Source organism: Turicibacter sp. TJ11, assembly GCF_021497505.1.
Classification (GTDB): Bacteria; Bacillota_I; Bacilli_A; order MOL361; family Turicibacteraceae; genus Turicibacter.
In genome coordinates this window covers 429838-454704 of sequence record NZ_CP069349.1, presented here as the reverse complement: position 1 = coordinate 454704, position 24867 = coordinate 429838, and the positions used below count along the sequence as shown (strand labels likewise).

Sequence of the window (24867 nt, the reverse complement as noted above, 5' to 3'; positions counted from 1 at the left end):
CATTTGTCGATTTAAGTCGTTTTTCAAATTTACTCCTTTATTTGATTACATCTTTTTCAACGAAAAAAAAGCTAACGTTCTTTTTTCGTTAGCTAATATTTTTTACTAATTTATCTTGAAATAACAACTTAATCAAATGAAGCCAGTTAAAGATCTATAATCATGGGTTGATATCACTTAACTTCATGCTTCATCCAAAAAGCATGATGTTTTTTGAAAAGATCATTTTTTTGAATACTTACACTAATAAAAAAATTTTACATTTAAGCTAAACGAATACTTCTTGGTGAGATCTGTTCTAATTTCAAAACTAAAAGAGAGGCAATCAGACATTTTAAGCCATCTCCCACTAAAAACGGTAAGACAGCTACTTTAAACGCTTGCACTACTGACAATTGCATAAGCCAAGTCATCCATAGAGTTCCCACTAAATAAATGATCGGCATCCCTACGAACGTTGTAATGACCAATACCTGCTTAAAATCATTTCCCATTTTTAATCGAAGCCAACTCATCACTGGCGCTGCTATTAAAAAAGCAAAAATAAATCCACCCGTTGGACCTAAGAGCTTGCCAACTCCTCCCATCCCTCCTGAAAAAACAGGAAATCCAAGTAATCCAATGAAAAGATATAATAACACCGTTAAAAATGCCTGGGTAGGAAGTAATACAAGGGAAATCACATTAATCATAATCGTTTGAGCGGTTACCATCGTGGGGGTAAAGGGTAACGGAAATGACAAATAGGCGGATATACATAATAATGTAATACAAATGGCTATCTTCGTTAATTCTTTTGTTTTCATTTTAATTCCTCACTTACCTAAATAAATGTTTTATCATGTCATAAACGTTAGAAACGACCAAAGCAGTCAATCAATAATCTAACTCTTAATGATGAAATCTATATCCATCGAATAGAAACTTCTCCTGAGTTTAAAATCATTTGTTCATTATTTTTTAATCGTACCACTAACTCTCCTTGTTCATTAATATCTTCAGCGAAAGCTTCATAAACGGTTTGATTTTTCGTAAACGTCACCCACTGTCCTAAAACATTTGATCGTGACTTATATTCTTCTAGTAGCTTCGAATCGTTAAGATTTGAAAGGAGTGAAAAGAGTTCATTTAGTAGATGAGCACACAGCTGATTACGCGTCAAATTTTTTGGATGTAATGAACCTGCTACTTCATTAATCTCTGATGGAAACTCAATGGTACAAACATTTAATCCAATTCCTATAATCATAAAATCTACCTGATTACTTTCAAAATCAGTGACAGCTTCTGTTAAAATTCCAGCAATTTTTTGTTGATCTAAATAAATATCATTAACCCATTTAATTTTTGGATGCTCATCAGTTAGTTTTTCAATCACCCGACAGATCGCCGTTGCGACGGTTGTTGTGACTTGAGTCGCTTGATTTAAATGAAGATTAGGTCTTAACACTACACTCATATAAATACCTGTTCCTTTAGGTGAATAAAATGTTCTTCCTAAACGACCACGTCCCTCAGTCTGCTCCTCAGCTAAAATAACCGTTCCATGAGGCGCACCCTTTAAAGCCTGTTGTTTGGCTTCCGTATTGGTCGAACTAATTCGCTGATAGACTTTAATCGGTAGTGGTTTCAATTCTTTATCTAAATAAGCATGAATTCCTTCTGAAGATAATAAGTCACAAGCGGGATTTAATTGATAACCTTTATTTACTATCGTATGAATTGGATAACCTTCCTCTTTGAGTTGGTGAATAGCTTTGCGTACTGCCGTTCGACTAGATGATAATTGGGTAGCTATTTCTTGTGCAGATAAATACTGCTCGCGATGTTTTTTGAGTAGCTTTAATACGTCACGTGTTAACCCCATGATTTTCCACCTCCTTTGGTCATCATCTTATCATCTCATTTTTTAGCTGTCAACTACTTTGATTATCAAAGCTAATAATTTAATAAATTGAATCTCTAGATAAACGCAAAAAAGCCGATGAAGGCCTTCATCGACTTTTTTTACAGCTACTAACTCATTAAATAAATCATGTTTCAAACCAACATGGCATTAATCATTACTAACTCATTTCTCTTTACCGTTTCTTCTAAACACCTGATTGATGTAATTAAATATGTTTTACCCTTAAATTAGGATATAGCCGTGAAATCATTTGAGTGAATACAACTTCTAACCAACTTTGTTTCTTTGAACGGCTCAAAATCATCCAAAAATCTTGACCAATGATCGCCAAGACGACTGGAACAACGATGACCAGTTTATGATAAAAAAATGCTTTTTCAAATTGACCATTCACTAAAGAAAAAAATGCACGGGTAAATCCACATCCAAAACAATCAACTTGAAAGAGATGATACCATATACAAAGACGACGACTTTCAATCCACTCTAAAGGTATCTGATACATAACGATAGCTAGGAATAAATAAAAAATAAATCGATAATATCTAAATCGCTTCATGAATTACTGAAGTGGTTGACCATTAGCATCTGTTGTAATGACACTTCCACAAAGAATTAAAATTCCTTCAATAAGCCCCCAAATTGCTACAGCAGCTGTTGCAATTCCACATGTGAAAATTCCTAACACGATACTTCAAACGAGCTGAATGACGGCTATAGTTGTATATCCTAAATAAAAGCGATGAATTCCAAAAGCTCCTAAGAAAATTCCTAATAAACCAGCCACGATTTTTGATTTAGCTTCTTTTGGTTGTTTTCTTAAATTTGTTCCACAACTCACACAAATATCAGCATTTTCATTCGTCTCCGATCCACAAACACCACAATAACTGTTTCCTTTCGTCGTTGCTACCCCACAGTGCGTACAGTAATCAGCATTTTCATTTAATTCTTTCCCACAATTTCGACAATACATAAACGATCGCCTCCCCTTTTAATTCTCTAACACTAACAGATTATTCATTTCTTTTGTAAAATATAACAAACAAAAAATCCTAGTGACTGAAACTAGGTCACTGAAAAACACATCACAATAAATGGAAACCACTGAAGCAAGAATTGTCTCAGTGGTTTTTCTTATACATGATATAATTTTACTATCATTGACATCTTTGGAGGATCACCATGATTAAAGACTTTGAACAATTATCATTAAATCTTTCTCAAGGACATCCTTATACGATAAAATTATTCCAAAAAATCACCCGTTACGTTTAATCCATGAACACATTGATTTTTCGTTTGTGACTCCACTACTCGGCGTGAACTATTCGATTGATTACGGAAGACCTGCCTACTCTCCTGAAGTCATGTTTAAGTTATTATTCCTTAAAATGCTTTACAATCTGTCGGATGAGCGTGTGATTCAAGAGGCTCAAGTCAATATGGCTTATAAATACTTTTTGAATTTAGACCCCGAAGATCCACTCATGCATCCCTCTTCATTAACTAAATTCAGAAAGTTAAGATTGAATCAAGAAGAAATTTTAGAGGAATTACTTCATGAAGTGGTGAGTCAGGCCATCGAAAAGGGATTCATTCAATCAAGGACACTGATCATGGATGCCACCCATACAAGAAGCCAATATGCCGTTAAAACACCGATTAAAATCTTAAGAGAAGTTTCTAAAACGATGCGCAAGCAGCTCTATCGTTATGCACCTGAACTCAAAGGCTTAGTTCCTCCTAAATTACCTTCGACAGCTTCACTTGAAGAAGAAATCACTGATACGCAGGAATTGATTCAGTTTTCAAGTCAATCTAGCCGTCAAAATATCAACATCCAAAAGGCGACAGAAAAGGCTTTAAATCTATTAAAAAATGAAACCTATCAAACGATTCTCTCTCTTTCAGATCCAGAAGCTAAAATGGGGTATAAGTCTAAAACTGAGGCGTTTGCCGGATATAAATCACATGTTGCCATCACTGAGGAGCGTCTCATTACGGCAATTGAAGTGACAACGGGTGAAGTTATGGAAAGTATTTAGAGACATTAGTAGAAAAATCAAAAAAGAACGGCATTGAAGTGAAAGAAGTCTTATACCTCTTTTAATTATTACTATCTTTTATTATATTACTTATTTGTCTTTTTGACGCCATTACTTAATTTTTATCAGATAGATTGTAATATTGTATGTGACCCATAAAAAAACTCATAAAGAAGTTACCACATCAAATTCTGAACATTATCGGATTAAAATAATAAAATTTGAGCATCAGCTACCTTCGTCTTCTCACTAGAAGATTCAAATCTCTTTTTATTCATATACTGACTCTGCACAGTTAGTTGGCGAAATTTTTCTGCGAGTGATTGATTTTTAGTGAATAAAGCTTTATTTCCTTCTATTAATTGTTGTTCAAGTTCTGTCATCCAAGTCGCCTACTTTGAAAAAGGTTTATCATTACAACTAGTATAAGTTATCATAAAAAAATAGAAATAAGAGATTTTCTCGAAAAAACCGCTTATTTCCATTAGTATAAGCAACCTGTTTTACATCTTGATTTTGTGGTCATTGTAAATTTTCATTTTCGATTCTAATATATAACAACATAAATCCGTCACGATCCTAGTATAAAGCTTTGTCTCAATCTTTTTTCTCCCACAAAATAAGAAGATAGTCTGATTAAACAAATCTAAATCATATTTATCAGTGAGGACATTAGTTAAACCCTCATTCCCACAACGCATATCGTTGTGGCGACAAACAATAGATCACCGACCATTTACGAAGTAAATACCTCCACCCATTAGTAGGGCTTAAAGATATTTTGAATCGTAGTAAAATTAACAAGCATACTTAAACAGCTCCATTAAAACTTCATCTAAAATATACTCTTATTTCCTCATTGTAAAACGTGACTTCAGTATCCTTAATTTTAAAGTAACAGGCAGGCATATCCTTACCGGTCGTAGATGCTGACTAAGACTTTAAATTAGGTTCACTCAATGTGACTGGAACTATAATAAGATTTTCTTTCATAAAAAATTGACCTCCTTATCTTTGATAACTACAGTATAGCTCAAAGTTAGAGGTCAAAACAGACATATTTATATGGCGTACTTTCGATTGAGGAAAAGCGTTTGCTTGTTATTCCAAAGTAGAAGCTGATTTAAAAGTTCCTGTTTATTTCGCAAATGCCTATTCGTCTTGGCAAAGAGGAAGTAATGAAGAGATTAATGAGGCAGAATGCCTCATTAATCATCGACTACAAAAATGTTTAGGGTGGAAAACTGCATAGATCACCTCCCCACGAAGTGGTATCCCTCTTTGATAGGAGTCGAGCTATTTCATGAGAAAGTGTCACAGTTGTATTAACAATTCGTTAGTCTAAAAAAATTAATCTTTAATTATTTCACTAAATCATATTTTACAAGATTTAGCGTTATCTCTTCATCGCTAAAAAATGAAATTCCCTCAGCATTTAAATCAGTAAAGATTAACATAGTCATTGCTTTATCACCATCATTAATAAATGTCTCAATACTTTGTTTATCTAAAATGAGCCTTAGTTTTAACAAACCATCTTTTAATGGTACTATTGCACTTTTTTCATTCAAAACAGCTCTTCTACAACCCGAAAATTTTCTATCCATTGTTAATAAGGATTTTTTCACATCGTATTTAATTTCAGTATAGCATACTTCATTTTGTGCGAGTTTAATTGAAAATTCATCACAGTTGATACTTGGTTTAAGGATAACTTCTAAATCAATTCTTCGTCCTTTAACAGCCTCAAATGTTTTATTACCTTTGAATGTAACATCTTTGTATTCAACCTTATTTTTTCGGTAATTTTCAATTTCTTTAACTGGGTTTTGAATTAATCGATTATTTATAACGTGTAGTTCTCTTGGTATACTCATTTGTCCAAACCATTCTCTACCTGGATTTTGTAAACCATTTGTGTCCCAATTTGCCATCCATCCTACCATAATCCGTCTTTGACTCTCAGTAAGAACAGATTGTGGAGCGTAGAAATCTAACCCATAATCAATTGCATGATTAATTTCTTCTTTAAAGATATTGTTCTCATTATCAAAATCACCGATTAAGCAAGCCGTTACATTCCCACCTCCATATTCATATCCTTGTGGTAAAACATCTTGTGGGCTAATTAATAATACACCTTTTTCATTCAACTCAAAGAAATCAGGACACTCCCACATTTTCCCTAGCCTATTTCCATTATAAGATAAAATATCTTCATATTTCCAATCAATTGCGTTTTTACTACTAAATAGAACAACTTGTCCACTACCATCTGCTGGTCTATTTCCTACTACGCATAAATAGCTACCATCTTCTTTTCTCCATATCTTAGGATCTCTAAAATCTACTTTACTACATCCTTCAGGTAGCATATCTGCTGTGATAACTGGATTATTTGGATGTTTTTTGTAATTAACACCATCTCCAATGGCAATACATTGTGTTTGAATATCGGTTTCCTCACCATTTGGAAGTTTTACTTTTTTCACACCTGTATACATAAGTAGGTGCTTACCATCATCTAACGTTACAGCACTTCCAGAAAAACATCCAAATTGATCATACTCTTGATCAGGTGCTAACGCCGTAGGCAGATACTCCCAATTAATCAAATCTTTACTTTTAGCATGTCCCCAATGCATCGGTCCCCATGAAGCACTATATGGGTGATATTGATAGAACATATGGTATTCATTATTATAAACACTAAATCCATTAGGGTCATTCATCCACCCAACTCGTGATGCTAAATGAAAGTCAGGTTTTTGTAGCTTAATTGCACCCTCATGATTCATCTCATACTCTCTAGCTTTATTTAAAATTATATTCATATTTGATATCCTCATTTCCCAGACATATTGAGATACGTTATTATCCTAATTATTCATAAGCTGCATCTAAATATTTTTGATGAATTTCTAAATATTCTTGTAGTCCATAAGCGTCTAAATCTTTCAGGTACTGACTCCACTCTTCATCAGTAACACCATTTTTAATCCAATCAGCTTTTTTAGTATTCATTAATTTTTCCAAATCAGTTTGAAGATTTGCTAAGCGTTTAGTATCTTCTTGATCCATAAAAACTACAGGATATACATATTCATGATTCATATCTGGTGTAAAGTACTCTTCAATCCACTCTAAACGATATTGTGCATCAGCTGGTGTAGTAACATAAACACCATAATACTCATCAAGAATAGCCAATGGGCCACCAACAGACTCAGCTTCACGAACTTCAACAGGTGATGCATCACCTAGAGGCGCATGTTGTAACATTTCTTCACCATCTGCATTTTTCCCTAATTCAAAGATATCAAACTCATCATCTTCACCATAAGTTCCCCAATTGTTTTGTGGAGATTGAAATGGATCATACATTTGATCTAAATATGCACATACTAATGCTGGATTTCCAGCTGCAGCTGTCACTACTGCACGCCCAACATCTACACCACTAGTAAATGAACCATTTTGAGCTGTTAAATTTGTCACATCAGCAGTTAGAACTGGTAATGGAACCCAATCATTAAGATTATCAATGTTTGCAATATCCCAACTAAAAGCAACTCCATAACGTCCTGATTTCCCTTTTGAGACATATGTAGACCAGTCTTGAGTAAACGCTTCTGCATCAATTAAACCTTGCTCATATAAAGAATGTAGCCATTGAATACCTTCTTTGTACCCCTCTTGTACAGCAGTACTAATGACTTCTAGATTATCTGTTACTGCAATATGTCTACTTTTATCTGGATCGCCGTATCCTTCCCCAAATCCATTAATTAATATTGAAGGATCTTGATCACCATCATTAATAATACAAGACATTGGAATAATATCTCCATCTATATTAAATTCTTTTTGTAAAGCTTCCGCATTATCTCTAAAGGCAATTAATATCTCTTCAAATTCCTCTACCGTTTCAGGTATTTCTAAATTTAAGAAATCAAGCCATTTTTGATTAATAAAACTCATATTTCCAACTGTTTGAATAGCTTTTTTCCCGCTACCTAATTGCTCAATCCAAGGTAGAGACCAAATATGTCCTTCTGAATCAGTAATCATAGTTCTATATTCTGGATATTTATTTAATATATTACTCAAGTTCGGCATATACGCTTCAATATAATCTTCTAATGGAAGAATAACTCCTTGTTGTGCGTATCTTAATAAATCACTTGTAGAAAATCCTGCATTCATTACAAAATCAGGTAATGTATTAACATCTGACATTGCTAATGTGATTTTATCTCCCCATTGATCTGATTGAATGGCTGTCCACTCCACCTCTACATTAGTAGCCTCCTGTAACCTTTTAAAAATTGTGCGGTTATTTGGATTAGATTCCGTATTAGCTGGAAACGTTGTCATTCCTTTGATAGTCGTCGTTTCTTGTAAAGGAAATTGCAGAGTTGCTACATCAACCTCTTGAAAATCCGTTTGACTTCTTAACTCTACTTTATTCCCACTACAACCGACTAAGGCTATAGATGACGCTAAAAAAAGACTAATTCCCTGCATAACTGTTCTACATTTCATTTTTTCCCCTCCATAAATTTTGTATTTTATATTACCCTTTAATCGATCCTAACATGATTTCTCCATCAAAATATTTTTGGAAAAATGGATACATCACAATTAAGGGTAAACTCGAAATAATAATTGTAGAATATTTTAATAACTCCGCTAGCTGAGCTCTTTCAGCCGTACTTTGTATATCTGAAATCATTCCAGACTCAGGTTGATTTTGAATTAATATCGAGCGCAATACAAGTTGTAATGGTTGCTTAGATGCATCATTTAAATAAATCATTGCATCAAAATAACTATTCCACATTCCAACAAATTGCCACAATGATAATACTGCAATAATTGGAAAACAAACTGGTAATAAGATTTTAAAGAAATAGACTAATTCATTAGCACCATCTACTTCTGCAGCTTCTCTTAACTCACTTGGAATACCTTTATAATACGTTCTAGCAATAATCATATTCCATACGCTAAAAGCCCCTGGCAAAATTATGGCCCAAATTGAATCTAATAATCCTAGATCACTTATTAATAAATATGTTGGAATTAATCCTCCCCCGAAAAACATTGTAATCATAAATATTAGATTAAAAATCTTTCTACCTTTAAAATCTTCTCTTGACATAGGATAAGCCGCTAGCAACGTCACTATAACCGAAATGACAGTAAATAACACTGAGTAAATAATAGCATTTTTAAATCCTGTCCAAATTGATGCATTATCAATTACCCTTTCATATGCTGTTAAGGTCCATTTACTGAAATCAAAAGTAATTCCTTGATTTTGTAAAGTTACTGGATCAACAAATGATGCAAAGATAATATATAATACAGGTACTATAATAGCTAATAAAAATAACCCCAATACCAAAAACGATAGCAGTAAAAATAACTTATCACTAACACATAGCTTATGAAATTTTTTTATCCTCTCCATACTATTCACCTACAATCCTTTTCCGTCATTCATTTTAGCAATAATTTTATTCACTAAAACTAATAAAATAATATTAATTACTGTATTAAATAATCCTACTGCTGTTGAGAATCCATAATCACCCTGTAGCAATCCGATTTTATAAACATATGTAGATATTATTTCAGAAGCTTGTAAGTTTAAATCTGTTTGCAGCGCATATGCTTTTTCAAAGCCGATACTCATAACATTTCCTGCTGCTAAGATAAATTGAATCACAACGATATCTTTAATCGCTGGCCATTCAACAGCCTTAATTTGTTGAAAAATATTAGCTCCATCGATAATCGCCGCTTCCTTCAACTCTTTACTTGCATTCGAAAGTGCAGCCGTGTACATAATCGAAGCCCATCCAGCAGTTTGCCAAATACCTGAGGCAATATAAATTGTACGAAATGCTGAGGGCATAGTCATAAAGTCTATATCTGTATTAAAGAATAAATTAAGCGGCCCATTTACTGATAATAATATTCGTATAATACCGCACAATACGATAACAGATATGAAATTAGGTAAATATAATACCAATTGAACTTTTTGTCTTATTTTAGAACTACTAATCCGATTTAATAGGAAAGCTAAGATAATAGGTACTGGGAACCCCCATAGTAGGCCATATATACTCAACTTTAAGGTATTAACTAGATATAAAATGAAATCTGGAGATTTCATAAATCTTATGAAGTGTTCAAAACCAACAAATTCACTTCCCAATATCCCCTTTATCGGATTATAATCTTGAAATGCAATTAATACCCCCCCCATTGGTAAATATTTAAATACCAATGTTAATAATAAAGCTGGTAAAAGAAATATCACATATAACTGCCAGTGGGATTTTATATATAATATTGTTTCTTTTGATCTACAACGCTTTTTCAGTTGTCTACCACGCTTTTTCACTTGGTTATTTCCCAAAACATGTGCGCTATTTTCCATGACTCTTCTCCTTTCTAAAATTAATTCACTCCACAATACTTTTACAAACGTAACACTACAACCGTTTACATTAGTATTTATATCAGTGTTTTTACACATTGTCAATAAACATTGTTATTTTTAACCAAAAAATATCCCAAATATTACATCTACAAAACCATTAATTGCACAAATCATCTTTTGTCGTTTGCACATTTTTTGTTACATTATAAAGCGAAAACATTGTGCAATTGACTATTTTTTATTCGTATATTATAATACTTATATATATTTCTATATTTTTCCGATACCCTATCATTCACTAAACCTAAATATATAAGTCCTTATAAGTTTTCATCACTGAGAAAATTTTAGCATGACAATGGTTGATCTTTCTGTCAAAAAAATTGATAGGATAAACCTGATTCTGAGATTATGAAATATATTTCACTACTTATATAAATATAAAAATCATTCTGATAAAAATATCAATATTAGAATGATAAAAATAAGGAGGATATATGTCAAATAGAGTAACAATTCAAGATATTGCTGATGCTTTAGGTATTTCTAGAAATACTGTTTCTAAAGCACTTAATAATACTGGAGTTATAGCAGAAGCAACTAGAGAAAAAGTTATGCAAAAAGCTATAGAAATGGGATATAAACAATTTTCAATCGCAGAATTTTCAAACTTTAATAATTTCAACGCTCTAGTTTCTAATTCTATAAAAAAAAGTGAAATCATTTTATTAACATCCACCTTCTTAAATAATTCACACTTTGCATCATTAATGCTTGATAAATTTCAACGTGAATTATCACAATTAAATTATACGCTTACAATCATCAGAGTTTTACCTGAAGAATTAAGCTCATTAAAACTTCCCTCTTCTTTTAACAAACATACTTGTGCTGGGATTATTTGTTTTGAAATGTTTGATAAAGATTATAATCATATGATTAGTAATTTAAATATCCCTATCTTATTCGTAGATTCACATGTTCTAACATCAAATCCTATTAATTCCGATTTTTTATATATGGAAAACACATCAGGAATTCAACAACTTATTTCAGAAATGGTTCATCGTGGCAAAAGAAAAATAGGTTTCATTGGAGAAATTAATCACTGTCAATCTTTCTATGAACGCTACCTAGCATTTCGTAATGGTCTATTGTTTCATAATATAGAGTATTATGATAAATTCTGTTTCACAAATCATAAGGTAGATAAATCGCTTCAAACACAAAGTTCATATTTGGAATACTTGCACAATTGCCTTGATAATTTAGATGAGTTACCTGATTTATTTATATGTGCAAATGATTTTATTGCATTAGATGTTATTAGCGTTTTAAAAATTAAAGGCTATAAGGTTCCCGATGATGTTCTTTTATGTGGATTTGATAATTCTCCTGAATCAAAGATTATATCTCCTCCACTAACAACTATTCATATCCACAGTCAAATAATGGGGGTTTGTGCTGCTGAACTACTATTTTCAAGAATTAAAGAACCTACTTTAAATTACCGTAAGATGTATACCGAAACAACACTCATACTTAGAGAATCAACAAATCACTAATGAGATTAAAAAGGAGAGATTTTTCATGGGTAATCTATTCGAGTATAACAGTCCTGTTTCAAAAGCACTCACAAACATCTGCTACAGTGCTTATTTAAATATTTTATGGTTTATATTTTCAATTCCTATCTTTACTATCGGAGCCTCAACGACAGCTTTATATAGTGTCTCACTAAAAATTGTTCGTAATGAAGAAGGTAATCTTACTAAAGATTTCATTAAATCTTTTAAACAAAATTTTAAACAAAGTACTTCTGTTTGGATAATTTTAACACTTTTAGGTACTCTTCTTTTAATTGATGGTTACATTTTATATCATAAAGGTCTAGATAATATTTTTTGGACCATCCTATTAGCCTCGTATTTCGTAGCTTGTGTAGCTTATCTTCTCATTAGCCTTTATATTTATCCATTAATTTCTAAATTTGAAAATAAAACACTCTATGTATTTAAAAATGCTTTAATAATTGGACTTCGTTTTTTAATATGTAGCTCTGTTATCACTTTCATTCATTTTATCATTATTTATACAATTATATTTATTTTCACACCACTTATTATCTTTGGCATGGGAATCACAGCATTAATTAGTTCTTATTTAATGTCTAATATTATACTTCAATGTGAACAGAAAACTAAAAGGCTTGACGAACAAAAACTAGTCTAGAAAATAAAGGAGAAATATATAAATGAGTGTGGAATTTAATAAATTAAGATATTTTTATGACTATTATAAATTTCATGTTTTAGCTATTATCCTACTACTATACTTCGTCATTAATATAACTCACGGCCTCCTATTTAGAAAAGATATCATTCTTAATATCGGTTTAGTTAATGTTAATTTAAGTGATCAAGCATCACTTGTTATAAGTGATAATTTTATTACTACTCTTACTATTGATGATGCTAAAGTACAACTTTACGATAATCTTTATATTAAAAATAATCCAACTGAAGAAGAATACGAAATCACCTATGCCTCACATTTAAAACTTCTAGCAACAATCAATGCTCAACAGTTAGACATAGTCATAATGGATGATTCTTCTCTAAATTATTTTAGTGAAAATGATTTCCTATATTCTCTGGATGAATTAAGTTCTAATAGTTCTCTACAAAACCACTTATTAACTATTGACGACACTTCCTCTGTTATCGAGATAACGAATAGCCCTTTAATGTCCAAATTTAATTTTAATGGGAATCTATATTTAGGAATAATTAAAAATTGTTCAAACAAAGATACTGTATTAACTTTTTTAAATTATTTATATCCTTAAATTTCTAACACTCTTTTTTTCAATCAGTATTTATCACTTGATATGAATTAAGAAGCGTATTAATAAGGTAATCTGGAACTTATGTCAAGGACATTTCAAAAAACCATGAGTTAAGCTACATTTGAAAGATGATTTCTGTCCCCCACAGGAGTCATCTTTTTTTAATTCCATTGATAACGTGCTATATTATGATACATCTTATATCGTTTGACTTCACATTTTACCTCATCTAATGTTTGGCATTCTTTAATAGGGATTCATCTTTGAAGTAATCAAAGAAAGATTCTTGTGGTGTATTATCCCAACAGTTTCCTTTTCGAGACATGGATTGACCTAATCCCTTTTTCTTTAATAGAGCTTGGAAGGTTAGGATGGTATCATGGCTCCTTGATCAGAGTGGATAAACGCTTCTGGATGAAGTGGGATTGGTTTATTCCTAAATAGTTTTTCAATGCTTTAAGTCCCCAATGGCATCCCTAAACTATCCGAAACATGATAAGATAAAATTTTAATGGTTGAGGCATCTAAAATAATCGATAGATAGTTCCATAATATAAATAAGTAATATCAGTGAGTAAGACTTTACCTGTTGTTTCTTCTCTAAATTCTCGATTTAAAAACGCGATGTTCTTCTATTGCTTTTAGTTGTTTTAAATAGGGTTTCCTTCGACGATGGGGACGGATAATTCTCTATCTTTTCATGATGCGTCTAATTCGTTTAAGGCTATAAACAATCCCCATTTCACCTTCTAATATCATTTTAATTTGAAGAGATCCTTTTTTGTATCCACGATGATTAAAAATGTTCAAAATAAGATCTCTAACCATTAAATCCACTTCTTCACATTTTAGTCGATTCTATTTTGCATCACCACTAAAATAGCGATAATAGCCTGAGCGTGAGACGTTTAAGGTATCACAAAAATAACCGATGACACCTTTTAAGTTAAAGTGTTCAATGACTTGTGTAATTAACTCATATTTCTGTGAAGGAGTGAGGGATTTAACTACTTTAGTCTCCCCCTCTCCATCAAATATACCTTTTTTAATAATTCATTCTCTGCTTCTAATAATTTAATTTTAGCTTCAAGCTTAGCTGTCTGCCCTTGAGCAGTTAACTCTCTATTTAAACGACGTGCCGAATTCATCGGAAGCGTATCTTTTAATCCAAATAATCCAGGTTTTTCATAAGCCAATTTCCAACTAAAAACAGCAGATCAAATCCGTTTCATGCCGATCATCTCAACATTAAATCCTGCTTGTTAAAAAAACATACGAGGAGTTTTGCCTTCATCTAGTTGTACAACTAATAAACGTTTAAATTCATCATGATAAATAATGGCTTTTTCAGATACCTTTTTAACATAAGGGTTTTTATTTAAAATGTTGATTTCTTTATCTGTAAACTTCTTTTGACTCATTCTCTTCATCATACTTCTCTCAAGTTAGACAGATTGTAATATTAAGTGCGACACATAAAAAAAGCTCATAAATAGGATCTTTGTTATAGAATGAAGTTACCACACCAAATTCTTAACAAGGAGATCTATTTATGAGTTATCACCATCTTAACACATTTGAACGTACACGTATAGAAGTTCTTTCAAAAATGGGCTACTGGGCGAGACAAATTGCCGAGCAATTAAATCGACATCATTCAACGATTGCTCGTGAACTGAAACGAAATACTCAAGAGACGTATCAGGCTGAGTTAGCTGATGAATTAGCTAGGCAACGTCGCTTAGTTTGTCATCGTAAAGAGTTGAGATCACAACAACTGATACAAATCATTCAAAAATATTTAAGGCTAACCTAGTCACCTGACCAAATTTCTAATACCGTTTTAAAGGGTGTTCTTTCATTTAAAACCATTTATCGTTGGATTTATGATGGAACCATTTTAAGTTGTTTAAGACAAAAAGGAAAGCGTCGAAAACCACGAGAAACACGTGGACGATTTAACATTGGAACCTCCATTCATCAACGTCCAAAAGACGTAAAAAGACGTGAAACGTTTGGGCTGGGTTCCCTGCCATTCATCGAAGATGAATAAATCCTCCACTGGTAGGGTATGGGGTATTGGATACCGTTGTTTCGAGTCGTGGTCAAAGTAAAGGTTGTTTAGTGACCTTTGTTGAACGTCAAACACGCTTTTATGTCGCCGTTAAAATAGAAAATCGCTCAGCAACAGAAATGTACCGAGCGATTAGTCAATTATATGAACTCTTTCCTAAAGACACCTTTAAAACTTATACCGTTGATCGTGGAAAAGAGTTTGCTTGTTATTCTAAAGTAGAAGCTAATTTAAAGGTTCCTGTTTACTTCGCAGATGCTTATTCATCTTGGTGCATAGGAAGTAATGAAAATGCCAATGGTCTTCTTCGAGAGTTTTTCCCGAAGAAGACAGATTTAGCACGAGTCAGTGACGAAGAGATTAATGAGGCACTTTTCCTCATTAATCATAGACCACGAAAATGTTTAGGTTGGAAAACTTCATGGGTCACCTACCCACAAAGTGGTATCCTCCTTTGGTAGGGAATCGAGCTATTTCATGAGAAACTGTCGCATTTGTATTGACAACTCGTCGTTTACTTAAATTTGCCCCACACTTTACACAAACATCAGCATTTTCATTTAATTCTTTCCCACAATTTCGACAATACATAAACGATCGCCTCCCCTTTTAATTCTCTAACACTAACAGATTATTCATTTCTTTTGTAAAATATAACAAACAAAAAATCCTAGTGACTGAAACTAGGATTTTTTGTTTGATTTACTTTGTTTTAGCTGTTAAATAATACGAATAAGATTGTACATTTTCTAACCAATCCTCACACAAAACGTCTTCATCTGAGATGGCTTCCCCATAAAAATAATATCCTTGCTGACTCATGCAGTAGTTATTGACATTATACTCACATGATCCACAATGAGCCTCTCGCTTTTTAGTCATTTTATCAACTCCTTTTTTATCGAACGAGAGTGAGGGTTTCACCAATGATAGCTGCCTTTGAATTAGCACCATGTCCAATATCCTCTGTTTTAACAATCGGTAATTGATCATTGTCAACAATCATACGAACTAAGTTGATTATATCAGGTTCATATTCTTTCTGTTGCATTTCTGTAAAATGGCCTAAAATTAAACCATTAATCTCTTCAAATATATGAAGTTGTTTATACTGATTTAAATAAGTCGCCATTTTTGCTACATCGCCACTGTAACTTTCTAATAATAAAAGTTTTCCTTTAAAGGATGGCATGTACTCTGTACCCGCTAACTTTAAGAAACAACGAATATTTCCACCGACTACTTCTCCTTGCATGCTTTCTCCTTGAATCCATTTCACATCCCATGTAAATAAATCTTTTTGGTTGTGAAAAAAAGTTTGATAAAACAGCTTTTGTTGATACTGAGCCAGTGGCCCAACTAAATGTCGGATTTGATAAAGATAAGTAGGGTGAGATGTTTTTTTATGTAACGCATTTAATACAACCGTTAAATCACTGTATCCAAAAAACGGCTTTGGGTGTCTTTTAATCATTTCATAATCTAAATAAGGTAACACTCCATTCGCTAAATCGCCACCTGAAACATCAAAAATAGCTTGAACTTGTTCATCTTGATAAAACTCCATAAGCATCTGCGCTTTTTCTTGATCCGTGGCATGATAAACTTGATGGATACGAAATAGTTTAGATGGCCACCTCACTTGTAATCCTAATTGATTTAAAGTAAGCTCTAGCTCCTTCATAACAGGGCGTTGACTTTCACTTAATCCATTAGAAAGGGCCACTATTCCTATGAATTGGTGTTGATTTAATATCATGACTTTTTTCACCTCAATTGGTTATCCTTCTAATTGACAACGTTCATGCTTTTTATTAAATGGGCTTAACATAATCGCTGTATTGAAAAGTCCTGGATAATGTTTACTTAAATAATTTAAATAATAACACCACTCATATGTTAAGTAACGATATAAGGCTGTCATATCTTGCTCTAAATGCAGGCGTTCACTTTCGTTTAAAGATGAGATATCACGAAGATCTAATTCTTCTTTCAAATGCATGATTAACATTAACATTTCAGTAAATGTTTCATGATCATGTAAACTTTCCGTTGTCATTAACGTAATTAATAAATTTTTCCCATCATGTAATAACTCTTTGAGTTGAATTAAATCGACTTTTTCTAAGGACACTTCATAGTGATACGTTGAGTTTAGTTGTTGAAGTCGTTTAAAATAGTCCTCATCCCAGATAGAAGGATCTTTAATACGTAACTTCTTACAAATTGAAACACGATCATCTTGCTCAACAAAGTAACCTAATAATTGTGTCCCAATTTCTGCATAGAACACTCCGACTAACATATTTAACTTCTCTTTTCCATGCTCTTTTTCACGTCGTTCGAGCATACGCTCTAAAATCATACTTGTAAAAAATACTTCCATTGGAATAAATGCAATATCCGCAACTAAGAAAATCATTGTATGATGAATATCTTTAAAAATTAAAACATGAATATAGTGTAAAATTAACGATAATAAAAGCAATCCTCCTCCAATGATAATATTATCTTTTACCCGCTTCTTCATAACTGGAATCAATCCTTTCTATTCATTTTATATGTCAATTTTTTATTATCTTATACCCTATCTTCCTTAATTATATCCAATTCGACTTTCTCTGACAATACGCTTTCATTCTCTTTGCTATTTCTAATGAAACAAAACTCACTCTTTTTGATACCACTTATACTTAGACGTTGATTGATGAGATGTTGACTTCTATTTTGGCTTTGTTTCATATTCATAAAGAGATCAACATAAAAGGAGCCTGCTCAACAGACAGGCTCCTTTTGCTATTAAATTACTTCATTAATTGACAAACGTTATTTGTAAATGCCACTGGATCTTCGATATCTAATCCTTCAATTAAACGGGCTTGATTGTATAACACGTCTGTAAATAAATCAAATTTTTCTTTATCTGTTTCATAAGCATTTTGTAACGATTTAAACACTTCGTGATTCACGTTAACCTCTAATACTTTATCTGCTTTCACTTGTTGTGCATTTGGCATCGCGTTTAATACTTTTTCCATCTCAATTGATAAATCCCCTTCATTTGCTAAGCAAACTGGATGAGATTTTAAACGACGGCTCGCACGTACTGATTTAACTTTTCCACTTAACGCTGTCGTCATTGTTTCAAATAATGTCGCAAACTCTTTCGTTGCTTCTTCATCTTGTGCATCTGTATCTAATCCTAAATCAGCGCTTGATACCGATTTAAATTCTTTATCTTGATATGACATTAACATCTTAATCGCAAATTCATCGATATCTTCTGTGAAGTATAAGATTTCATATCCTTTATCTAAAACTGCTTCTGATTGAGGTAACTTTTTAATACGATCAATTGATTCACCCACCGCATAGTAAATATGCGTTTGATCCTCTTTCATACGTGATACATATTCATCTAACGTTACTAATTTATCTTCGTGTGATGAAGCAAACATTAATAAATCTTGTAAAACGTCTTTATTTGCTCCAAAATCAGAGTAAACGCCATATTTTAATTGACGTCCAAATGATTGATAGAACGTTTCGTACTTCTCGCGATCATTTTTAATCATTTTCTCTAATTCATTTTTAATTTTTGTTTTAATGTTTTTAGCAATTAATTTTAATTGGCGGTCATGTTGTAAAATTTCACGTGAAATGTTTAATGATAAATCTTCTGAATCCACAATCCCTTTAACAAAGCTAAAGTAGTCTGGTAATAAATCTGAACATTTATTCATAATTAATACACCACTTGAATAAAGTTCTAATCCTTTTTCATACTCTGTTGTATAAAAATCGTATGGCATTTTTTCTGGAATGTATAAAATCGCATTGTAGCTTACCGTTCCATCGACACTTAAATGAACATGAGCTAATGGTTTGTCAAATCCAAAATGTTTTTCATTATAGAAGTTTTCATAATCTTCATCTGTTAATTCACGTTTATTTTTCTTCCAAATTGGAACCATACTATTTACTGTTTGTTCTTCAGTAATTTCTTCGTATTCATTTTCAGTACCTTCTTTTAATTGTGAACGTGTTAAGTCCATTTTAATTGGGTAACGAATGAAATCTGAATATTTTTTAATAATTGATTTTAATTTATAAACATCTAAATACTCATCGAAATTCTCATCTTCTGTATTTTCTTTCACTGTTAAGATGATGTCTGTTCCAACCGTCGCTTTTTCACATGGTTCAATCGTGTATCCATCAGCTCCGCAAGATTCCCATTTATAAGCTGTGTCTGATGTTAATGATTTTGTAATAACCGTTACTTTATCTGCAACTAAGAAAGCTGAATAAAATCCAACTCCGAATTGTCCGATAATGTCATGTCCATCTTCTAATTCTGTATCTTTTTTGAATTGTAATGAACCACTTTTTGCAATAACTCCTAAGTGCTCATCTAACTCTGCTTCAGTCATCCCAATTCCTGTATCTGAAATCGTAATTTGACGATTTGCTTCGTCCACTGACACTTTAATAAAATAGTCATCTGCATTGAATGTTAGATTAGAATCCGTTAAAGCTTTATAATAAAGTTTATCGATTGCATCACTTGCGTTTGAAATAAGCTCGCGTAAGAAAATTTCACGATGTGTGTAAATTGAGTTAATCATTAAGTCTAATAATCGCTTTGATTCAGCTTTAAATTGTTTCAACTTGATCGCTCCTCTGTTTTATCACTCGTTATAATAGAGTGCTAATATTTATATTTCATTTATATCACAACCCTAAATTAGTGTCAACTTTTTTCATGATTAAACCCTTTAAATTGAAGAAAATCGCATGTTTAACATGCGATTATTCTCCTAATTGACTTTCTTCAAACTTTTCGGCAAATCCAAATAATAGCTTATTAATAGGTTTCTTTAAAAAGATGGAAACTAACATAACCATGACCATATAGATCAACATAATGACGATATCTTTCATTAAAACAGTCACGACTACACCCCCGATGGCTTCGCGTGCAAATGAAATCGCATAAGTAAATGGTAAAAACGGATGAATCACTTGAAAAAATCTAGGCGTTAATTGAATAGGAAACGTTCCTCCTGATCCCGCGACTTGTAAAACAAGTAAAATAATTGAGATCACTTTCCCTACATTTCCAAATACAGAAACGAGTGAATAAATAATAAAAGTAAATGTGACACTCGTTAATAATGAACCAACGATAAATAGGGTTGGATTAACACAGTAAATGTTTAATAAGTATAAGTCGCCTAAAGCAATAATTAATCCTTGAATCAGTGCGATCGTGGCAAACAATAAAAATTTACCAAAGTACTCTTCAATTGGACGATAATTACCTAAAGCATGTACAGATAAGATAGAGATTAATAACGTGATTCCGACCCATTGAGCTAAAACACTGTAAAAAGGCGTCATCGCTGTACCATAGTTATGCATTGGAAAGATGGTCTCTTCGACTAAATCAACTGGTGAAGTCATAAAGTTTTGACGTTCAGTGACCGCCTCTTGTAAGATAGACAATACTTCTTTTAAATCTTGACTATTATTAATGTCACCAAGTTTTGAGGTGATTTCTTTGACCTTATCCTCTGCCTTTGGCAAACTAGAATTAACATACTCAATCGCATTAATTCCTTTATCTGCTCCTTCATAGGCTGTATTTAATAACGATTCAACCTCTGGAAGTTTATTTTGTGCTTCCTTTAACACTGTTAGTACATGATCAGCCGTCACATATGCCTCGTTAATCACTTCATTTAAAGCTGGCGTAATTGCTGTATCAAAACGGTTATAAATATCTTCCATAGTCGTGGATACATTAGTGAGTAGCGTTTCAACTTTATTTAATGCCGTTAAATCTGGTTCTCCTCCTTTAAGAAGACTTTCATACACTTGATTTAACACCACTTTGGCTTGATCGAGCTGATTAGATGTATCCGTTAGTTGGTTGATAACCTCATCTAATTTTCCGGCAGGAAACTTATTAAACGTCTCCAAAATCTTAACCAGTGACTGAATGAGCCCTTGGGTACTTTCTATTTTGCTAATTAAATTCGACACTAATTGTGGTGCTTGCTCAGTACCGTTTACAATCGCCTGTTTTAGCTCCTCTGTGTAAGTTAATAAGTCATTAGCAATAGATTGAACTAATGATATATCTTCTTTTAAGGTTGGCATAAAGTCTGCTAAAGACGATTTTGAAGTCTCAATGAAACTCTCTAACGAAGTCACCGTTGCTTGTGCTGACACAATGGTTTCACTAATGAGTGGTAAATCGGTTTGAATGGATGCAATTAAATCCTTTAACTGAATGCCACCTTGATGCGCAGTTTGAACCAATTCATTCATCTCATCAAACTTTGAAATTAACTCCTCTAGTTGATGATAAACTGTTGAAAGTTGAGGTAAAACTGTTTCTTGGATTTCTAAGCCAAGCTCTTTTCCACTTTCAAATAAAATTCCACTGACTGTTTCCACGATGGTTTTATTAATATTTTCTTGAACACCTGTTGCACCTTTACTCGTTAGTTTAGGAGCAATCGCATTAATTTTTTCATTGACGCGATAAATGATTTCACCCTTTTTTACCTCACTACTTACTAATGAGGTAATATCTTTTGAAAAGTTATCTGGAATGGTAATGGTTGCATAAAACTCTCCCTCTTCTAATGCTTTATCGCCCTCTTCTTCACTGACAAACTGCCATCCCATGAGGTCATTTTCTTTTAACTGATCAACCACCTCATCACCAATATTGATTTCACGATTATTAAACGTCGTTCCTTTATCGTTATTAATGACACCAATTTTAATTTGACTCGTTGCCTCTTGTCCATAGGGATCCCATGATGCCTTGATATTAAACCAAGCGTAAAGGGATGGTAAAATGCACAGTGCTAAAATGACAATCATCGCCGCATAGTTAGAAAAAATGCGTTTCAGATCGGTTTTATAAATGGTTAAAATATTTTTTATCATTTACTATCTCTTCCTTCTTTTACATCTTACTTGGTGACACATTCGCGACATTGACCTAAAAAAACGGTATGGCTTAAATCTAATTGAAAGCCAATTTCTTCACTAAAACTAGTCGCAATCATTTTTATTTCCTCGCAAGATAAATCTTGAACTTTTCCACATCTTTCACACTTTAAATGACAAGTCATTTCCGGTGTTTGCTCTTCAACGTATCGATAACAAGCCGTTGGACCACTTCCACGTAAATATTTTCTAATCGTTCCTTTTTCTAATAATAAGTTTAGATAGCGATAGACGGTCGACTTTCCTAACTGAATCCCATTTGACTGAAAGTGATGAATAATTTCTTCGGCTGTAATATGACGATTCCGATGGGTGACTAAGTAGTTTAAAATTAAACTTCTTTGCCTGGTTTGATATCCTTTTGACTGTGTCATTGTCTCACCTCATAACTTAAATTTGAAACTGAGTTTCAAATTATACGACATTCGTGTCAATTTGTCAACCTTTCAGACATTTAATGACAAAAAGGAGAAGGCTGCATTTTTAGGATACCTTCTCTGATTATTTTCATGCATAAAAAAAGAAGTAAGCCTCCTGACTTACTTCTTCATTTTACTTATTTAGATTCTACGACAATTAATGGCACTAACATTTCTTCTCGTGTTAATCCCGCATGTGTCGCTGTAAACTCAAACTTTTTCGTTTTAATCACTGGCATATAATCAAATAATTTTGTACTTGTTGCACAGGCAATAAAATCACCGATAAAATCAAGAGTCTTTTTATGTGGTTGACCTGGACCAAATAATCCTTTTTCAAGCGCTTCTTGGCGAGTTAATAAAATAAAATCGTCACTAAATAACTGATTAAAACGTTCTTTAAAGACATCTTTTAAATCTTCACGAATGAAAAATGACATTAAACGCCCCTCAATAAATGGCGGCATTAAAAAACAATCCATTAATTCTGGATACTCATTTAAATAAATCTTAGGTTCAACATCAATTAATCCATGATCGGCAGACACTAAAATTAACGTATCTTCCATCGTTTCTGATAATTGTTTTAATAAATCATTAATTTCTTGTAACTTTTCTTTTGTTTCTTTTGAGTAACATCCTGTTGAATGCATCGTTTTATCAGGATCTGTCCAATAAGCAAATACAAACTTTTCTTCATCTGTTTGACATAACTTTTCTACTTCTTTAAAGAAGCCTTTGGCATCATCTACACCTATTTTTTGATTTTTACCTCTATAGTTAATGTAGCTTGGTTCTACCATGTAGGCCTTCACTTCATGGTTAGTCGTTGCCTCCACTTGATCACAAACATGAGTATATCCCATTAATTCGTGACCGGCATGAGGAAACGCTAGCGCTTCTCCTGTATAACTATCTGTATTAATGAACGTATCAATACAACGACCGTATTCTTTAAAATACAACGACCATCCTAGCCATCCATGTTCAAATGGCGATTTTCCGCCATAATAGGCTGTCATAGCGGCTGTTGTCGTTGATGGAACAACAGATGTTAATTCAGCTTTAATCTGTTGATTTAAAAAGTCAGATGGTTTTAGGTTTTTTTCTAATGCATCTATCCCCATTCCATCAAAAACCATTAAGACAACATTTTTATACTTCTTACCTAATACTTCTTCAACTTCTGGTAAAGTCTGATGCCCAGTCTTAATACCATAGTAGTTCATGATGGTTGCCATTGTATTTAAAATACAACGTTCATAATTTGGATATATAATCGTCTTCATGTAATCACCTCTTTATTTCTTTTATATTATAAATCATTTCGTTATAGATTATCTACTGAGATAATTATTAATTTATTCCCAACTTCTTAGGCGATTGTTAATACCCTTTAACAAAGTTCTAATATACTATCATGTAACTGAATTACAAAGTGAAAGGATGTAGCAAATTATGAATCAAAATATGAGATGTCCAGGTAATGCCCCGGTTGTAGGAGGTACACCAATCATGGGTGGTGCTCCAATGGGATGTTCACCGATGCCAACTATACCACCAATGGGTCAATATGAAACTTGCTGTCAAGTTATTGAGCCAACTGTTACTTGCGTTCCGCAGCAACATCACTATCATCGTGTCGATCACGTCATTCCAGTAGTGGTTCGAAATGTCCACCATCACCATAATCAACATAGCTATGTTATTGATCGTCAAGAAACGGTTGAATCTTATCGTTATGACGAATATTTAGCAGGGCCATCTGTTGTCAATCAACCAACTGCTTATGCTCAACCCAGTGCTCAAGCACCTATGATGTCACCATCTAGCATGGGAAATCAACCAAACTCATACAATCAAATGGTGGGTCAACCAGCAGTTACCCAATCCTCATTTTCAACGAATCAAGCATCCATGATGAATCAATCGTTATATGATCAAATGATGTGTCAAGGTTTAATGTAGAGTGAGTGATCATGAAGACTAGTCGCTTGTGACTAGTCTTTTTTGATTTCATTTAACTTAAATGTCACCATCAAAAGATTATGATCGAAAACACTTATAAACGACATGAGTTTTT

Annotated in this window: 24 protein-coding genes and 2 pseudogenes; 6 read left to right on the top strand and 20 right to left on the bottom strand. The window is 32.9% G+C overall.

Annotated elements, in window-relative coordinates; all coding sequences use genetic code 11:
* Positions 1-263 precede the first annotated feature (263 nt).
* The 5 genes from JRC48_RS02170 to JRC48_RS02155 all read right to left on the bottom strand — a co-directional run bounded on the left by JRC48_RS02170 (position 264) and on the right by JRC48_RS02155 (position 2885).
* On the bottom strand, positions 264-806 hold the full coding sequence (locus JRC48_RS02170) for a biotin transporter BioY (protein ID WP_235070235.1): 543 nt from the start codon (positions 804-806) through the stop codon (positions 264-266).
* A gap of 98 nt (positions 807-904) precedes the next feature.
* Complete coding sequence (locus JRC48_RS02165; protein WP_235070234.1) at positions 905-1867, bottom strand: biotin--[acetyl-CoA-carboxylase] ligase; 963 nt, start codon at positions 1865-1867, stop codon at positions 905-907.
* 247 nt (positions 1868-2114) lie between these two features.
* Positions 2115-2468 (bottom strand): DUF2752 domain-containing protein, encoded by a 354-nt coding sequence (locus JRC48_RS02160; protein ID WP_235070233.1) that lies wholly within the window; start codon positions 2466-2468, stop codon positions 2115-2117.
* Between the two features lie 3 nt (positions 2469-2471).
* Positions 2472-2597: a hypothetical protein gene (locus JRC48_RS12665; RefSeq protein ID WP_255703619.1), complete on the bottom strand. Its 126-nt coding sequence runs from the start codon at positions 2595-2597 to the stop codon at positions 2472-2474.
* Positions 2598-2603: 6 nt separating this feature from the next.
* A complete protein-coding gene (locus tag JRC48_RS02155) occupies positions 2604-2885 on the bottom strand; it encodes a TM2 domain-containing protein (protein ID WP_235070232.1) in 282 nt (93 codons plus the stop codon).
* A gap of 346 nt (positions 2886-3231) precedes the next feature.
* Here JRC48_RS02155 and JRC48_RS02150 point away from each other — a divergent pair, with 346 nt between their 5' ends.
* Positions 3232-3957 carry a transposase gene (locus JRC48_RS02150; protein ID WP_235070231.1) on the top strand — a complete coding sequence of 242 codons (726 nt, stop codon included), beginning with the start codon at positions 3232-3234 and terminating at the stop codon, positions 3955-3957.
* Positions 3958-4163: 206 nt separating this feature from the next.
* Here the strand turns inward: JRC48_RS02150 and JRC48_RS02145 are convergent, their stop codons facing one another.
* From JRC48_RS02145 to JRC48_RS02120, 6 genes are all read right to left on the bottom strand, one after another.
* A complete protein-coding gene (locus tag JRC48_RS02145; protein ID WP_235070230.1) occupies positions 4164-4340 on the bottom strand; it encodes a hypothetical protein in 177 nt (58 codons plus the stop codon).
* A 120-nt stretch (positions 4341-4460) separates the two neighbouring features.
* Positions 4461-4658: a hypothetical protein gene (locus JRC48_RS12740; RefSeq protein ID WP_370630382.1), complete on the bottom strand. Its 198-nt coding sequence runs from the start codon at positions 4656-4658 to the stop codon at positions 4461-4463.
* A gap of 660 nt (positions 4659-5318) precedes the next feature.
* Positions 5319-6791, bottom strand: a complete 1473-nt coding sequence (locus JRC48_RS02135) for a glycoside hydrolase family 32 protein (RefSeq protein ID WP_235070229.1) — start codon at positions 6789-6791, stop codon at positions 5319-5321.
* Positions 6792-6840: 49 nt separating this feature from the next.
* Entirely contained in the window at positions 6841-8502 is a 1662-nt protein-coding gene (locus tag JRC48_RS02130; RefSeq protein ID WP_235070228.1) for an extracellular solute-binding protein, read from the bottom strand.
* A gap of 31 nt (positions 8503-8533) precedes the next feature.
* Positions 8534-9433 carry a carbohydrate ABC transporter permease gene (locus JRC48_RS02125; RefSeq protein ID WP_055305903.1) on the bottom strand — a complete coding sequence of 300 codons (900 nt, stop codon included), beginning with the start codon at positions 9431-9433 and terminating at the stop codon, positions 8534-8536.
* A gap of 9 nt (positions 9434-9442) precedes the next feature.
* The gene (locus tag JRC48_RS02120; RefSeq protein WP_235070227.1) at positions 9443-10411 is read right to left on the bottom strand and encodes a sugar ABC transporter permease; all 969 of its coding nucleotides are present in this window, start codon (positions 10409-10411) and stop codon (positions 9443-9445) included.
* Between the two features lie 500 nt (positions 10412-10911).
* On the opposite strand from JRC48_RS02120, the gene JRC48_RS02115 reads away from it, so the two are divergent.
* The 3 genes from JRC48_RS02115 to JRC48_RS02105 are packed head-to-tail and all read left to right on the top strand — an operon-like array spanning position 10912 to position 13262.
* On the top strand, positions 10912-11979 hold the full coding sequence (locus tag JRC48_RS02115; protein ID WP_235070226.1) for a LacI family DNA-binding transcriptional regulator: 1068 nt from the start codon (positions 10912-10914) through the stop codon (positions 11977-11979).
* 25 nt (positions 11980-12004) lie between these two features.
* Entirely contained in the window at positions 12005-12646 is a 642-nt protein-coding gene (locus JRC48_RS02110; RefSeq protein ID WP_235070225.1) for a YesL family protein, read from the top strand.
* Positions 12647-12668: 22 nt separating this feature from the next.
* Positions 12669-13262, top strand: coding sequence for a hypothetical protein (locus JRC48_RS02105; protein WP_235070224.1), 594 nt, complete (start codon positions 12669-12671; stop codon positions 13260-13262).
* Between the two features lie 161 nt (positions 13263-13423).
* Here the strand turns inward: JRC48_RS02105 and JRC48_RS02100 are convergent.
* Positions 13424-14692, bottom strand: a pseudogene (locus JRC48_RS02100) (IS3 family transposase).
* 122 nt (positions 14693-14814) lie between these two features.
* Between JRC48_RS02100 and JRC48_RS02095 the strand changes: the two are divergent.
* Positions 14815-15797 (top strand): annotated as a pseudogene (locus JRC48_RS02095) (IS30 family transposase).
* On the opposite strand, the gene JRC48_RS12735 reads toward JRC48_RS02095, so the two are convergent.
* The 8 genes from JRC48_RS12735 to JRC48_RS02060 all read right to left on the bottom strand — a co-directional run bounded on the left by JRC48_RS12735 (position 15763) and on the right by JRC48_RS02060 (position 24073).
* Positions 15763-15927: a zinc-ribbon domain-containing protein gene (locus JRC48_RS12735; protein ID WP_370630381.1), complete on the bottom strand. Its 165-nt coding sequence runs from the start codon at positions 15925-15927 to the stop codon at positions 15763-15765. The pseudogene JRC48_RS02095 and the gene JRC48_RS12735 overlap by 35 nt on opposite strands.
* Positions 15928-16038: 111 nt before the next feature.
* Positions 16039-16218, bottom strand: coding sequence for a hypothetical protein (locus tag JRC48_RS02090; RefSeq protein ID WP_235070223.1), 180 nt, complete (start codon positions 16216-16218; stop codon positions 16039-16041).
* Positions 16219-16234: 16 nt separating this feature from the next.
* Positions 16235-17095, bottom strand: a complete 861-nt coding sequence (locus tag JRC48_RS02085; protein ID WP_235070222.1) for a S66 peptidase family protein — start codon at positions 17093-17095, stop codon at positions 16235-16237.
* A gap of 21 nt (positions 17096-17116) precedes the next feature.
* The gene (locus tag JRC48_RS02080) at positions 17117-17866 is read right to left on the bottom strand and encodes a hypothetical protein (RefSeq protein ID WP_235070221.1); all 750 of its coding nucleotides are present in this window, start codon (positions 17864-17866) and stop codon (positions 17117-17119) included.
* A 274-nt stretch (positions 17867-18140) separates the two neighbouring features.
* Positions 18141-19964 (bottom strand): molecular chaperone HtpG, encoded by a 1824-nt coding sequence (gene htpG / locus JRC48_RS02075; protein WP_235070977.1) that lies wholly within the window; start codon positions 19962-19964, stop codon positions 18141-18143.
* 184 nt (positions 19965-20148) lie between these two features.
* Positions 20149-22302 (bottom strand): YhgE/Pip domain-containing protein, encoded by a 2154-nt coding sequence (locus tag JRC48_RS02070; RefSeq protein WP_235070220.1) that lies wholly within the window; start codon positions 22300-22302, stop codon positions 20149-20151.
* Between the two features lie 26 nt (positions 22303-22328).
* Positions 22329-22739, bottom strand: a complete 411-nt coding sequence (locus tag JRC48_RS02065; protein WP_235070219.1) for a Fur family transcriptional regulator — start codon at positions 22737-22739, stop codon at positions 22329-22331.
* A 182-nt stretch (positions 22740-22921) separates the two neighbouring features.
* Positions 22922-24073: an alkaline phosphatase family protein gene (locus tag JRC48_RS02060; protein ID WP_235070218.1), complete on the bottom strand. Its 1152-nt coding sequence runs from the start codon at positions 24071-24073 to the stop codon at positions 22922-22924.
* Between the two features lie 169 nt (positions 24074-24242).
* Between JRC48_RS02060 and JRC48_RS02055 the strand changes: the two genes are divergently transcribed.
* Positions 24243-24752 (top strand): hypothetical protein, encoded by a 510-nt coding sequence (locus JRC48_RS02055; RefSeq protein WP_235070217.1) that lies wholly within the window; start codon positions 24243-24245, stop codon positions 24750-24752.
* The last annotated feature ends 115 nt before the right edge of the window (positions 24753-24867 follow it).

Excerpts from the sequence above, each read along its gene's own strand:
- JRC48_RS02135 (WP_235070229.1), bottom strand. The coding sequence starts at position 6,791 with ATGAATATAATTTTAAATAAAGCTAGAGAGTATGAGATGAATCATGAG.
- JRC48_RS02105 (WP_235070224.1), top strand. The coding sequence starts at position 12,669 with ATGAGTGTGGAATTTAATAAATTAAGATATTTTTATGACTATTATAAA.
- JRC48_RS02130 (WP_235070228.1), bottom strand. The coding sequence starts at position 8,502 with ATGAAATGTAGAACAGTTATGCAGGGAATTAGTCTTTTTTTAGCGTCA.
- JRC48_RS02070 (WP_235070220.1), bottom strand. The coding sequence starts at position 22,302 with ATGATAAAAAATATTTTAACCATTTATAAAACCGATCTGAAACGCATT.
- JRC48_RS02080 (WP_235070221.1), bottom strand. The coding sequence starts at position 17,866 with ATGAAGAAGCGGGTAAAAGATAATATTATCATTGGAGGAGGATTGCTT.
- JRC48_RS02115 (WP_235070226.1), top strand. The coding sequence starts at position 10,912 with ATGTCAAATAGAGTAACAATTCAAGATATTGCTGATGCTTTAGGTATT.
- JRC48_RS02155 (WP_235070232.1), bottom strand. The coding sequence starts at position 2,885 with ATGTATTGTCGAAATTGTGGGAAAGAATTAAATGAAAATGCTGATTAC.
- JRC48_RS02120 (WP_235070227.1), bottom strand. The coding sequence starts at position 10,411 with ATGGAAAATAGCGCACATGTTTTGGGAAATAACCAAGTGAAAAAGCGT.
- JRC48_RS02145 (WP_235070230.1), bottom strand. The coding sequence starts at position 4,340 with ATGACAGAACTTGAACAACAATTAATAGAAGGAAATAAAGCTTTATTC.
- htpG (WP_235070977.1), bottom strand. The coding sequence starts at position 19,964 with ATGATTAACTCAATTTACACACATCGTGAAATTTTCTTACGCGAGCTT.
- JRC48_RS02170 (WP_235070235.1), bottom strand. The coding sequence starts at position 806 with ATGAAAACAAAAGAATTAACGAAGATAGCCATTTGTATTACATTATTA.
- JRC48_RS02125 (WP_055305903.1), bottom strand. The coding sequence starts at position 9,433 with ATGGAGAGGATAAAAAAATTTCATAAGCTATGTGTTAGTGATAAGTTA.
- JRC48_RS12735 (WP_370630381.1), bottom strand. The coding sequence starts at position 15,927 with ATGTATTGTCGAAATTGTGGGAAAGAATTAAATGAAAATGCTGATGTT.
- JRC48_RS02090 (WP_235070223.1), bottom strand. The coding sequence starts at position 16,218 with ATGACTAAAAAGCGAGAGGCTCATTGTGGATCATGTGAGTATAATGTC.
- JRC48_RS02085 (WP_235070222.1), bottom strand. The coding sequence starts at position 17,095 with ATGATATTAAATCAACACCAATTCATAGGAATAGTGGCCCTTTCTAAT.
- JRC48_RS02055 (WP_235070217.1), top strand. The coding sequence starts at position 24,243 with ATGAATCAAAATATGAGATGTCCAGGTAATGCCCCGGTTGTAGGAGGT.
- JRC48_RS02110 (WP_235070225.1), top strand. The coding sequence starts at position 12,005 with ATGGGTAATCTATTCGAGTATAACAGTCCTGTTTCAAAAGCACTCACA.
- JRC48_RS02165 (WP_235070234.1), bottom strand. The coding sequence starts at position 1,867 with ATGGGGTTAACACGTGACGTATTAAAGCTACTCAAAAAACATCGCGAG.
- JRC48_RS12740 (WP_370630382.1), bottom strand. The coding sequence starts at position 4,658 with ATGCGTTGTGGGAATGAGGGTTTAACTAATGTCCTCACTGATAAATAT.
- JRC48_RS02060 (WP_235070218.1), bottom strand. The coding sequence starts at position 24,073 with ATGAAGACGATTATATATCCAAATTATGAACGTTGTATTTTAAATACA.
- JRC48_RS02160 (WP_235070233.1), bottom strand. The coding sequence starts at position 2,468 with ATGAAGCGATTTAGATATTATCGATTTATTTTTTATTTATTCCTAGCT.
- JRC48_RS02065 (WP_235070219.1), bottom strand. The coding sequence starts at position 22,739 with ATGACACAGTCAAAAGGATATCAAACCAGGCAAAGAAGTTTAATTTTA.